The 13481-nt window shown below is 56.0% G+C and carries 9 protein-coding genes; all 9 read left to right on the top strand.

What is annotated here, in order from left to right:
• The first annotated feature begins 90 nt into the window (after window positions 1-90).
• The 9 genes from ACYZT8_RS19265 (at window position 91) to ACYZT8_RS19225 (ending at window position 13435) form a co-directional block, all read left to right on the top strand.
• Window positions 91-960: a LysR family transcriptional regulator gene (locus ACYZT8_RS19265; RefSeq protein ID WP_461975072.1), complete on the top strand. Its 870-nt coding sequence runs from the start codon at window positions 91-93 to the stop codon at window positions 958-960.
• Between the two features lie 129 nt (window positions 961-1089).
• Window positions 1090-1320, top strand: coding sequence for an Arc family DNA-binding protein (locus ACYZT8_RS19260; protein WP_461975070.1), 231 nt, complete (start codon window positions 1090-1092; stop codon window positions 1318-1320).
• A gap of 288 nt (window positions 1321-1608) precedes the next feature.
• Window positions 1609-2799, top strand: a complete 1191-nt coding sequence (locus ACYZT8_RS19255; protein WP_461982553.1) for an EAL domain-containing response regulator — start codon at window positions 1609-1611, stop codon at window positions 2797-2799.
• Between the two features lie 151 nt (window positions 2800-2950).
• On the top strand, window positions 2951-3577 hold the full coding sequence (locus ACYZT8_RS19250) for a response regulator (RefSeq protein WP_461975068.1): 627 nt from the start codon (window positions 2951-2953) through the stop codon (window positions 3575-3577).
• A gap of 6 nt (window positions 3578-3583) precedes the next feature.
• Complete coding sequence (locus tag ACYZT8_RS19245; RefSeq protein WP_461975066.1) at window positions 3584-6379, top strand: ATP-binding protein; 2796 nt, start codon at window positions 3584-3586, stop codon at window positions 6377-6379.
• Window positions 6380-6478: 99 nt separating this feature from the next.
• Window positions 6479-7696: an EAL domain-containing response regulator gene (locus ACYZT8_RS19240; RefSeq protein WP_461975064.1), complete on the top strand. Its 1218-nt coding sequence runs from the start codon at window positions 6479-6481 to the stop codon at window positions 7694-7696.
• Between the two features lie 175 nt (window positions 7697-7871).
• Window positions 7872-9008 carry an EAL domain-containing response regulator gene (locus tag ACYZT8_RS19235; protein ID WP_461975062.1) on the top strand — a complete coding sequence of 379 codons (1137 nt, stop codon included), beginning with the start codon at window positions 7872-7874 and terminating at the stop codon, window positions 9006-9008.
• A gap of 152 nt (window positions 9009-9160) precedes the next feature.
• Window positions 9161-9787 carry a response regulator gene (locus tag ACYZT8_RS19230; RefSeq protein ID WP_461975060.1) on the top strand — a complete coding sequence of 209 codons (627 nt, stop codon included), beginning with the start codon at window positions 9161-9163 and terminating at the stop codon, window positions 9785-9787.
• Window positions 9788-13435 (top strand): transporter substrate-binding domain-containing protein, encoded by a 3648-nt coding sequence (locus tag ACYZT8_RS19225; RefSeq protein WP_461975058.1) that lies wholly within the window; start codon window positions 9788-9790, stop codon window positions 13433-13435. It begins immediately after the preceding gene.
• Window positions 13436-13481 lie beyond the last annotated feature (46 nt).

Here is a 13481-nt window from a genome sequence, read left to right as displayed (position 1 = left end):
TCACCGGTGGGTTGATGCACCGAGTATCGGAAGGCTAACCGTTCGCCACAACTGACTTATACTGCGTCAACTGTTCACTTTAGGTGATGTATGGAATTGGCGCAGATTCGCATGTTCAAAACCGTTGCCGAGGTCGGCAGCATCGCCCGGGCGGCGGAGCTGTTGCATTGCGTGCCATCGAACATCACGGCACGCATCAAGTCGCTGGAAGCCGAGTTGGGTGTGGCGCTGTTTCTACGCGAGGGCCGAGGCTTGCGCATCAGCCCGGCGGGGCAAACGTTTCTGTCTTACGCCTCGAAGATTCTGGCGCTGACCGTTGAAGCCAAGCGTGCGGTGGATCCTTCGGCCGAACCGTCCGGGCCGCTGCGTATTGGTGCCATCGAGTCCTCGGCCACCGGTCGTCTGCCGCGCCTGCTGGCCAAGTTTCACAAGCGTTATCCGGGCGTCGCGCTGGAGCTGACCACCGGCACCTGGAGCCAACTGCTCGATGACACCCTCAATCATCGGCTCGACGGCGCGATCGTCGCGGTGGATGTCGAGCGCTCGCAACTCAAGCGCACGCCGATGTACCGCGAAGAGTTACTGCTGATTGCCTCGACATCGCTGGGGCCGGTGCGCGATATCGCCGATTTGCAGGGCAAGACCGTGTTCATGTGGCCGCAAGGCTGTCCTTATCGGGCGGCACTGGAGTATTGGTTGTTGCGGCAAGGGCAGGCGCTGCCGATTGTCAGCCTGGCGAGTTATGGGGCGATTGTCGGGTGCGTCAGCGCCGGGGCTGGGATCGCGCTGGTGCCCAAAGGGGTGTTTGACCAGTATGCGAAAGGGGCAGGGTGCGCGGGATATGAGTTTCCTGAGCTGACGGCCATCGACAACCTTTTTTACTGGCATGAAAACGCCGGGGTTCACCCGGCGCGGGAAGCGTTTGTGGCGATGTTGCGTGAGGAGTTTTTACCGGGGTAGGCCGAAGTTTCGAGCGATGCACTGCTGGTCGTAGGAAATTTCTCGAGCTGTAGCAGGAAAAGCCCTACATAGAATTCAAGCTGTCAGGCGCCAGACTATCGGATTCTGTTTGTTTTTAAGGGTTTGGTAATGACGACATTTGTTCTTCGGCTACCTGAAGGTTTACGTCTGAAGTTAAAGCGCGCTGCCAAGGCAAACAGGCGAAGCTTGAACGGTGAAATTGTCGCTCGAATGGAACGTGCATTAGCGGATATATCCATGAGTGAACTTGATGATGAAATTAGATTCTTGTTGATTCGTGAAGTACTTGCCCTGGAAAGCTCGACAGGGACGACCAAAGCAGAAACGGGATTCGTCTGATGGCTCAACTTTGTTTTTACGGTACGTAGTCTTATGTTCGGAACCTGTTCATGTCTAAGAGTCGAAAAACATCGGTTTCTTAGTCTCATCCGATCTATCAAAGTGTTCGGAATGGATCCAAAAGCGGCCGTCGATGTTTCAGGCAGTCGCTGGGAAATCATAGGGGTGCTAAATACACTAACGGTCTTGTGGGAAATTTCCTACAAGACAGAAGGATGAATCCTTCGTCTGGAGCGGTGGGACGTTGCCACAATTCTGCCTTCAGTATTGGTAGAGCAACTAGTGAAGATGGACTCACTTAGCGTTCTTGTTTTAGAAGATAAATCGATTCAGCGTGGCATCTTGGTCAGTGCGCTAAAACACCTGGGAGTCATCGATATCTTGCAGGCGGATAGTACCGAACGGGCTATGACGAAGATCAATCGACCCGGGGGCGTGGACATTGTGCTCTGCGACCTGCGTAACACGGACCTTAACTGCTTGGGTTTTTTGCACACTGTCGGTCAGAACGGCATGGTTCGCGCTGTCGCGTTGAGCAGTGAGGTACGGCCAGAAATGCGTCGTGCCGTGGGGCAGATGACCTGTTTTTCGAGGTTGCAGTTGCTCGGGGAGTTGAGCCAACCCATGCAGCCCGGTTCATTGCAGGGTGTGTTGCATCGCTATCGGCACCGACGCCATTCGTCTGCCATTGATCCGTCACCGTTGTACAAACTGCCCAGTGAAGAGGAAGTCCGTCACGGCCTGGCGTCGGGTGCTTTCAAAGCCTGGTTCCAGCCCAAGTTCGAGATGACCAGTGGTGCGGTGGTGGGGGTTGAGGCGCTGGCGCGTTGGGAACATCCTGTAAGGGGGCTGCTGCTGCCCAAAGATTTCCTGGCAGCCGTGTTGGCTTATGACCTCATCGATGAGATGTTCAAGCAAATGCTTGAGCAAGGGATGAGTCTGTTGCTTGCACTGCGCGAGCTTGGCCTTAGTCTGCAATTTGGATTCAATCTTCATGCCTCGCAACTGACCCGTAATGACCTGACCGACCACATTCTTGGTCGCCTGAAGTGCCACAATTTTCCGGGAGCGACATTGTTGTTCGAAGTGGCAGAAAATGGTTTGCTCGGCGCTCCTCCGGTTGCCCAGGATAACCTGCTGCGCCTGCGCGCCATGGGGTGCGGTCTTTCAATCGATGGGTTCGGCCTCGGGTTTTCTTCGCTGAAGTTGCTCTGCCAGTCACCCTTCAATCAATTGAAACTCGCCGGCCAACTCGTCCAGGACACAACTGATTCGCGCACCCGGTCGATGGTCACCAGCGCCTTGGCACTTTCGCGGTCACTGAACATGAGCCTGGTCATCGAGGGGGTTAGCAGTCAGGCCATTCGAGAGGCAGTGATGGAGATCGGCTGCGTATTGGGTCAGGGTTTTCATTTGGCGCCGCCAATGGATTCGAGTCGGCTCATGCAATGGCTACAGAATCGGGAAATGTGCAAATAATAATAACGGTCGCAGGGTCGGAAAGTAATTCGAGACGACTGGCGAATGATGTAGAGGTGAGCTTCATTGTCCGGCTATATATTCCGTTATCTTTTGATGCATGACCTTTCCGTCATCGGTGTTGTCCGGTGCGTAATACAGCGAGGTTCAAATGCATAAAGCGTTGGTTGTGGACGATCATCCATTCATTCGGGCAACGGTAAAGATTCTGCTTCAAAGAGAGGAGTTCGATCTGATCGTCGAGGCTGATAATGGTGCGGATGCGGTGCAACTGGCTCGCCAGCATGTCCCGGCGCTTATCGTGCTGGACATCGCCATGCCAAAACTGGACGGGTTGGAAGTCATTAGTCGGATTGTGGCGCTGAAACTTCCGTGCAAGGTACTGATATTGACCTCCCAATCGCCGGCATTTTATGCCATGCGCTGTATGAAGGCAGGGGCGGCTGGTTATATTTCAAAAACTGACGAATTGGGTGAGCTGAGCAAAGCGATCAAGGCACTCATGGCGGGCTATACTTTTTTCCCCAATCTTTCAGGTAATTCCGTACGCCGAAATGATATCGATGCGACTGAACTGGATTTGATTCGGTGTCTGTCCGATCGTGAGTTAATGATTTTGCAACAACTTGCACGCGGCCTGAGTAACAAGGAAATAGGCGATGCAATGTTATTAAGCAACAAGACCGTCAGTACCTATAAAACCCGTTTGATCGAAAAGCTTAATGTCAAGTCGGTGGTCTATCTGGCCGACTTTGCCAAGCGGAATAACTTGATCTGAATGAGAATGCCTCTGCGTAATTATCTGCTTGCTGTTTTTGTACTCGGCCAGTTGGGGAGTGTTTTGCCGGTCTGTGCCGGTGTGCAAACCCTGAAACTGACCAGTCGCTCTAATGACGAGAATTTCATCATCGGTCCGCAGGAGTCGGACTCGCACTGGCTGCGCAGCACGAGCCCAATGCAACCGGACGTTTCGGCGCTGGGTCTCAGTGATGCGGAACAACGTTGGCTGGCAAAACACCCTCGATTGAAAGTGGCCGTCAACGATAGCCTCGTCCCCGTATCCTTCTTCGACGAGTGGGGTGTGTACCGAGGGATCAGCGCCGATGTTCTGGCTAAAATCAGTCAACGCACCGGATTGAAGTTCGATGTGGTGCGTGGTCATTCGATGGGCGAGTTGATCAGGCACATCAATCAGGGCGACGCCGATCTGATCGCGGCGTTCAACGCCAGCGTTGAAAAGGATGCAGAACTGCGGGTCACTCGAGCTTACTTGACCAATCCGGATGTGTTTGTCGGTCGGATCGAGTCGCAGAGCCCGGGAGCGCGGGAGGCCATGGCCAGTACCTTCGGTTTGCTGTCCGTCCAGGTGGGCTTCGCCACCGACCGCAGGGCAGTGGAGTTGTATTCGATCCTGGACAAAGCCCTGAAAAGCATTCCTGCGCAAGAATTGGAGGACTTGATCGGGCGTTGGCACAACGACGTGGTCGTGGATGACGGTATCTGGCTGCACAGTCGGGCGGCGATCGTTCCGGGTTTCATTTTCTTCGGGCTGTTATTACTGGCAGCCGTGGGCTGGATCATTTACCTGCGTCGATTGATTGTTACCCGCGAAAAGGCAGAGTTGGCGCTCAACGACCAGATGGAATTCATGCGCGCCATGATCGATGGCACCCCGCACCCGATCTATGTCCGTGACCGCGAAGGGCGGCTGGTGAGCTGCAACTCGGTCTACCTTGACGTGGTGGGGGCCAGTATCGAGACGATGATCGGCAAAAAAATCACCGACAGCCCACAGCTTTTTTATGCCGACACCACGGCCGTTCATGAAGAGTACCTGAGGGTGATGGATGAGGGCTCCCGGGCGATTCAGGATCGGGTTTTAAGAGCGAAAACCGGTGTAGTCCATACGGTTTACCACTGGATCCTGCCCTTTCGTTCAAGCGATGGCGTGGTCACGGGCATGATTGGCGGCTGGATCGATATCAGCGAACGCCAGCGCTTGTTCGATGAATTGCAGAGTGCCAAGAAAGGCGCCGATGAGGCCAATCGGGCGAAAACAACGTTCCTGGCAACCATGAGCCATGAAATCCGCACCCCGATGAATGCGGTGATCGGCATGCTCGAGTTGGCGATGAAGAAGGCTGACAAGGGCATCATGGACCGGTTCGCCATCGAGGTTGCGTCAGGCGCGGCGCGGGGGTTGCTCGACCTGATCGGCGATATTCTCGACATCGCGCGAATTGAGTCCGGACGTCTTTTTCTGGCACCGGAACGTGCGTGTTTACGCGAGTTGGTGGAATCGGTGACGCGTATGTTCGAAGGTGTGGCACGGCAAAAAGGGTTGCGCCTGCTGCTGGATTTCGACCCGCAGGCCAATCGCGACGTGCTGATCGATCCGCTGCGTTTCAAACAGATTCTGTCCAATCTGCTGAGCAACGCAATCAAGTTTACCGACGAAGGCAGCGTGCGCTTGAGCGTGCAAGCGGGGCCCGGCAAGTCTGACGAGCGCGTGGCGATTCATGTACAGGTCAAGGACTCCGGCATTGGTATTTGCGCACAGGACCAGGCGCAGTTATTCAGTCCTTTCACTCAGGTCCGCAATAGTCACCAGCCGGCGCGCGGTGGTTCGGGGCTGGGACTGTCCATCAGCCGTACCCTGTGTGAAATGATGCAGGGGCAACTGCACCTGAGCAGCGCACCGGGCAAAGGTACGCAGATTGATATTTCTCTCGACCTGCTCGCCTTGCAACCCTTGCCCACTACCGCGTTGCCGGTGCCTGAGCTGGCCATTCAGGGGTGGGCGCTCAACATTCTGGTGATCGACGACTATCCGGCCAACCGTTTGTTGCTGTCCCAGCAATTGACCTATCTCGGTCATGGGGTCAGTGACGCAGAGGACGGTGCTCATGGCTTGCGCGCCTGGCGCAACGGTTCCTTCGATGTGGTGATTACCGATTGCAACATGCCGGTCATGAACGGTTACGAACTCACGCAAGCGATTCGCGATGAAGAAAAATCGTCAGGCGCCAAGCCTTGCCTGATCCTGGGGTTCACTGCCAACGCACAGCCAGAGGAAAGGGATCGTTGCCTGGCCGAAGGGATGGACGATTGCCTGTTCAAACCCATCAGCCTCGCGGAATTGAGTGCTCGACTCTCCTCAGTGCAACCCTGCACCGAGTCATTACAGCGTGGCGGGAAGACTTTCGAGACCGGCGGCAACATCGATCTGAGCAGCTTGCAGCAACTGACGTGTGGCGATCCTGCCGCCATCGACAATTTGCTTGGCGACCTGGCCGTCAGTAACGAAGAGGACATGTTGCGTCTGATCAGGCTGTTTGGCGAACATGACTTGCCGGGTCTTTCCGATCTGGCACATCGGATCAAGGGCGGTGCACGAATCATCAAGGCAAATGGCTTGATTTCGTGCTGCGAACAGTTGGAAGCGGTCTGTACGGGGGGAGAGTCTGCATCGTTGACAGAGGCGGTCGATGCACTGCAGCAGGCGATGGAGCAATTGGCGCAAACGCTTGAGTTGCACATGAGTGCTGACGTAACGCAGGTGTCCGTTGTTGCGGTGTGATTGTCGGAAAAATCCTACATTCAGGCAGAAATTTCCTAAAGATCCACATCGGCCAAGTCCCGACAATGGGTTCACATCTTCGATTGTGAGCCCCTGCCAATGCCCATGCGTCCGTTACGTATCCTCGTTCTTGGTGCCCCCCACTTTCAGCGATTGATCTCGGGCAAAATGCGTTCGCAGCCAGATTGTCAGGAGATATTCACCGTTGCTGACTGGGTGCAAGCCCTCGCGATGATCGAGCATGAGGGTCCGGTGGACATTACGCTGTGCGACTTGCGCTTCGAGGGGGTGAATAACCTGGAACTGCTGCAGAGCGTCGGCCGATCAGGCCTGATGGGGGCAATCATCATCTGCAGTCCACTGCCAGCGGAAGTGCTTCGGGCGGTGAGACAGATTGTTTCGCCGTTGGGGATGGTACTGCTGGGTGACTTCAATGAATCCTCACCGTTGCGTCCACTGCAGGCATTACTGGAAAAACAGAAGAACGAATCCTTAGCCGTACCCGTGTCGCCTCCTGTTGCAGCATTGGTCAATGAAGATGATGTGCGTCAGGCATTTTCACGGCGGCAATTGCAGACTTTTTTCCAGCCAAAATTCAATCTGCTGACGGGTGAGGTTTACAGCATCGAAGCGTTGGCGCGTTGGCATCATCCCGTCAAAGGCGTCATCCCGCCCTCTGTGTTCATACCGGTCATCGAGCAGTGTGGTCTGCTCGATGAACTGCTTTTTATGCAACTGGAACAAGGCTTGAGCATCCAGCGGCAGGCACTGGCGCAGGGCTTTTCGCTCAATCTCGCTTTCAATCTGCAGGTCTCGCAACTCGCCAACGCCCATCTCATACCCCGGATCCGCCTGGTTCTGGATGTTCATGATTTGCCCGGCTCAGGGCTGACGTTCGAGCTGACTGAAACGGGGCTGCTAGAAGTACCTCCCGCCAGCCTGGAAAGACTGACGCGTCTTCGAATGATGGGCTGCGGACTGTCGATCGATGATTTTGGCGCGGGGTTTTCGTCGCTGCAGCGGCTGTGTCAGTTGCCCTTCAACGAAATCAAACTCGATGCCGGGTTTGTTCGTGGCGTGATGCACGAGCCGCGCTGCCGCGCCGTTATCACCAGCACCCTGGCGCTGGGCGAAGCGTTGGGCATGGCTGTGGTCGTGGAAGGCATCGAAACCGAAGAGCAGCGGCGAGTGCTGCAGGACCTTGGGTGTACGCAAGGGCAAGGCTATTGGTGCGCGCGGCCAATGTCGGGAGCAGATTTATTGCATTGGCTAAACCTTCAACAGACGGTCGGCGGCAGGTTCTCGGCCATTAACTGATCGATGCTTAACCGGCAGCTGCCAGTAAATATATTACGTATCAGAGAGATGCATCCTTGGTTGGCAGTGGCACCAAATTGCCAAAATTTTGGCTTCACGTTATTTCAGAGTAATCGGCGAGATGGATTCTCCTAGCGTTCTCGTTTTAGACAGTCAGTCGCTACGACGCGATAGCTTGGTCACGGCTCTGCAGCATCTGGGCGTCAGCGACGTTTTGCAGGCTGATGGTCACGAACAGGCGATGGCACATATTCACCGGGCGGGGGGCGTTGATATTGTGCTCTGCGACCTGAGTGTTACAGCCCTTGAGTGTCTGGATTTTCTGCGCTCTGTGGGGCAGAGCGACAGGGTTCGCGCTGTTGTTGTGTGCAGTGAGTTGCGGCCGGAGGTGCGCCGCGCAGTCGAACAGATGACCTGTCTGTCGGGACTGCCGTTGCTTGGGCTCCTGAGCCAGCCCACCCAGTTGTATGCGTTGCAAGGCCTCTTGCACCGCTTTGGTCACTGCAGCTTGCCTGCGGAGGCTGATCCGTCGTCGCCACACAAACTGCCCAGTGAAGAGGATGTACGTCGGGGCCTGGCGTTGGGGGAGTTCAAAGCCTGGTTCCAACCCAAGTTCGAGATGAACAGCGGCGCATTGGCCGGAGCTGAAGCGTTGGCGCGTTGGGAGCACTCGGTCAGAGGTCTGTTATTGCCCAAAGACTTTCTGGCAGCTGTGCTGGCTTATGACCTGATCGACGAAATGCTCAAGCAAATACTTGAGCAAGGGATGGGGCTGCTGAATGCATTGCGCCAGTCCGGCCGGGAGCTGGAACTGGCCTTCAATCTTCACGCTTCGCAACTGGCCCGCAATGACCTGACCGACCACATTCGTCGCGTCTTGAGGTGCAACAATTTTCCGGGGGCGACGTTGTTGTTTGAAGTCGCTGAAAACGGTTTGCTCGATACCCCGAAGGTGACCCGGGAAAACCTGCTGCGCTTGCGCATGATGGGGTGCAGCCTGTCGATCGATGACTTCGGCACGGGGTTTTCATCGTTGAAACTGCTCAGCCAACTGCCCTTCAACCAACTCAAGCTCGACGGGCAACTCGTCCGGTCCATTACCGAGCCGCACACCCGGGCGATGGTCACCAGCACTGTGGCGCTGGCCCGGGCGCTGAACATGAGTCTGGTCATCGAGGGCGTCGGCAGCCAGCTTATCCATGACGGGCTGGTGGAGATGGGGTGTTCGTTTGGACAGGGTTTTCACTTGGCTCGTCCAATGGATGCCCAGCGGTTCATGCGGTGGTTGCAGAAGCTGTCATCACCCGCTTGAAAACGACGATTGCAGGTTCTGGAGGGTTTCGATATGGCTGCCGTATAACTAGTAATGAGGGCCGCATTAGCGGGTGATCTGTACCATACTCTTTGTATGCATGACCCTTCGAGTCGCCGGTATTTTCTGGTTCGTCTTACAGAGAGGTTCATATGCATAGAGCGTTGGTTGTAGACGATCATCCGTTCATTCGGGCGGCTGTGAAAATGTTGCTTGAACATGAGCAATTCGAACTCATCGTCGAGGCTGACAATGGCGTCGATGCGGTGCAACTGGCTCGTCAACATGACCCGGAACTTATTCTGCTGGATATCGCCATGCCTGGCCTGGACGGACTGGAAGTCATCAGCCGGATCCGCGCACTGAAAATGTCGAGCAAGATCCTGGTATTGACCGCCCAGCCAGCGTCATTTTATGCCATGCGCTGCATGAAGGCGGGCGCTGCCGGTTATATTTCGAAAACCGACGATCTGAGCGAATTGAGTAAAGCGATCAAGGCGCTCATGGCCGGTTATACCTTCTTCCCCAACCTGGCAGGCAATTCCGTACGTCGATGCGATGTCGATTGCACTGAGACGGAGATGATCCGCGAATTGTCCGATCGTGAACTTATTATTTTGCAGCAACTTGCCCGAGGCCTGAGTAACAAGGAAATCGGCGATGCCATGTTGTTAAGCAACAAGACCGTCAGTACGTATAAAACCCGTCTGATCGAAAAACTTAATGTTAAATCGGTGGTTTATCTGGCCGACTTTGCCAAGCGCAATAATCTGGTCTAAATGAAAACTCTTCTGCTCAACTGTCTGCTGGCCTTACTTTTATTCGGTCAATGGGGAAGTGTTTCGTCAGCACAGGCCGAGGCGCAATCCCTGAACCTTTTCGGTCGTTCGAATGGCGAGAACTATGCGGTCGTTCTGGACGAGACGGACTGGCGTTGGTTGCGCAACAAGAACTCACTGCGCCTGGGTGTGTCCGCGCCGGACTATGCGCCCTTCGACATCATCACTAATGGCCAGGATTACGAAGGGATCACGGCTGATTACGCCGCGCTGCTGGCCACCATGTTGCACACCAGGATCGAGGTTAGTCGTTACGACTCTCGAGCCGAAGTGATCCAGGCACTCAAGCTCGGTGAGCTGGACCTGGTGGGCACCGCCAATAGTTTCGACGGGGCAGATCCGGAACTGACGCAGAGCAATGCCTATGCGCAGGCCCCGTCGGCGCTGGTGACCCGCAGTGGCAGCCCGATGTTGAGGCCAGACCTGGCTGACAGTCGCCTGGCCATGCTTGACCACTTTCAGCCGATGGACGCCGTCAGTGCGGCCTATCCCAAGGCACAGCTGCAGCTTCACCCCTCGGCCCAGAACGCAATCGGTGCGGTGGCGTTTGGTCAGGCGGATGCCTACGTGGGTGATCTCATCAGCACCCACTATCTGGTTAACAAGCACTACCTGAACGACGTCCGCCTGACGACGCTGCCGGGCGTGTATGCGACGCAGTTTTCCTTTGCCATACAACCGGGCAACCGTCGTTTGCTGCACATCGTCAATACCGCCCTGGCGGTGATCCCCATCACTGATCGCATGAACATCCTGCGCCGTTGGAGCGCCGGTGACATGAGCGTTACCGGTCTTAATCCACTTCAGTTCAGTGCGGCTGAACAACGCTGGCTGGAAAAACATCCGCGCCTGACGGTGGCAGTCAACGATAGCTTCGCTCCCCTATCGTTTTTCGATGAGCAAGGGGAGTTCAGGGGCATCAGTGCCGAGGTCCTGGCGAAGGTCAGCCAGCGTACCGGTTTGAAATTCAATGTGCTGCGCAGCAGCTCGACGGACAACATGATCAAGCTGATCAAAAAGGGAAAAGCCGATCTGGTGGCGGCGTTCAATCCCAGTACCGAAGGAGCAAGCGAGCTGCGTTTCACTCGCCCTTATTTGACCAGCCCGTTTGTTCTGGTCACTCGGGACGAATCGGGCAGCCCCGAAAAACTGGAGGACATGGTCGGCAAAAAACTGGCACTGCGGCGCGGCAATGCGCTGCATGATTTCATCCACCAAAATTATCCGGACATTCAGTTGATACAGACACCGACTTCAGCCGATGCGATGGCATTGGTGGCCAAGGGGGATGCGGACGGTGCCATCAATGCGCTGATCAATGGGCGTTACTTGATCATGCGCGACTACCGCGACCGCCTGCGTATGGCCAGTATCGTCGGCGTGTTGTCGGCGCAAATCGGCTTCGCCACCGATCGCGGGGCCCTGGAGCTGTATTCGATCCTGGACAAAGCGCTGCAAAGCATTCCCCCGGAAGAACTGGATGAATTGACGGGCCGCTGGCACCACGACGTGGTGATCGATAGCGGCAACTGGCGGCACAACCGCACAGCGATCATTCAGGGTTTTGTGCTGTTCGCGCTGTTGTTGATCGTTGCCGTGGGCTGGATCATTTACTTGCGTCAGTTGATGTCCAAACGCGAAAAGGCCGAGTTGGCGCTCAACGATCAAATGGAGTTCATGCGCGTCTTGATCGACGGCACGCCTCACCCGATTTATGTACGTGATCGTGAGGGGCGACTGGTGAGTTGTAACTGCGCATACCTGGACGCGTTGGGAGTCCCACGCGAGACGGTGATGGGCAAGCAGATTACCGACACCGAACTGCTCAGTCATGCCGACGCTCAGATCTATCATGACGAATACATGAAGGTGATGGAGGACGGTACGCGATGGATTCAGGATCGCGCCATCACCAGCACCGACGGCACGATACACACGGTGTATCACTGGATGTTGCCGTATCGCACAAGCGACGGCGTGGTCACCGGCATTATTGCCGGCTGGATCGATATCAGCGAACGCCAGCTTCTGTTCGATCAATTACAGAATGCCAAGAAAATTGCCGATGACGCCAACCGGGCAAAAACCAACTTCCTGGCAACCATGAGCCACGAAATCCGCACCCCGTTGAATGCGGTGATCGGCATGCTCGAACTGGCAATGATGAAGGCTGATCAAGGCGTCATGGACCGGTTCGCCATCGAAGTCGCCTCTGGCGCGGCGCGCGGGCTGCTGGACCTGATCGGCGACATTCTCGATATCGCACGCATTGAATCCGGACGCCTGTCCCTGGCCCCGGAACGGGCCAACCTGCGTGAGTTGGTCGAATCGGTGGTGCGGATGTTTGAAGGCGCGGCACGGCAAAAAGGTTTGCGACTGTTGCTGGATTTCGAGCTCAAGGCGTGTTGCGATGTCCTGATCGATCCGCTGCGCTTCAAACAAATTCTTTCCAACCTGCTGAGCAACGCCATCAAGTTCACCGACGAAGGCGAGGTGCGTCTGAGTGTGCGGGCTGCGCCCAACGTGTGCGGCGAGCGGTTGGCGATTCATGTGCAAGTCAAGGATACCGGCATTGGTATTTCCGCCAGGGACCAGGAGCGGTTGTTCAGCCCTTTCGGTCAGGCCAGCAATAATAACCAGTCACCTCGGGGTGGTTCGGGGCTGGGCCTGGTCATCTGCCGTACCCTGTGTGAAATGATGCAGGGGCAATTGCACCTGACCACCTTGCTGGGCAAAGGCACGCAGATTGATATCCACCTCGACCTGCTTATCCTGCAACCATTGCCTGCTGCCGAGTTGCCAGTGGCTGAACCGGTGTCTCAGGCGGGGGTGCTCAACATCCTGGTGATCGACGATTACCCGGCCAATCGTTTGCTGCTCTCCCAGCAGTTGAGCTACCTCGGCCACGGCGTCAGCGACGCCGAAGACGGTGCCCATGGCCTGCGCGCCTGGCGCAATGGCAACTTCGATGTGGTCATTACCGACTGCAATATGCCCGTCATGAACGGTTATGAGCTGACGCGAGCCATTCGTGATGAGGAAAAGGCTTCGGGTGCCAGGCCTTGTTTGATCCTGGGGTTTACCGCCAATGCCCAGCCCGATGAAAAAGACCGCTGCCTGGCAGAGGGGATGGACGATTGCCTCTTCAAGCCGATCAGTCTCGGGGATCTGAGTGCCCGACTCGCTTCGGTACAGCCCAGCACCGAGTCACGGTCCGTTGGCGGGCGGGTGTACGAGATTGAAGGCGACATTGACCTGAGTAGCCTGCAGCAATTGACGCGTGGCGATAACAGCGCCATCGACCATTTGCTTGGCGATCTGGCTGTCAGTAATGAAGAGGACATGCTGCGGCTGATCAAACTGTTCAGCGCGCATGACCTGTCGGGTCTTTCCGATTTGGCCCATCGGGTCAAGGGGGGCGCACGAATCATCAAGGCGTGCGGTTTGATCCAGTGCTGCGAGCAGCTGGAAGAGGCCTGTCTGGGGGCGGACTCTGCCTTGTTGACAGAGGCTGTGGATGCGTTGCTGCAAGCGATGGAAGGATTGGCGCAAACGCTGGAGCGGCGCCTGGTTGATCCGGCACTGTAGATCCCGGCGGTGGCGCTGCAAAGGAACGCGCGCCTGCTCTTGGGAA

The organism is Pseudomonas sp. LB3P93, assembly GCF_054898025.1.
Note: the sequence above shows the minus strand (reverse complement) of the source record. Positions and strands in the feature narration are given on the sequence as shown.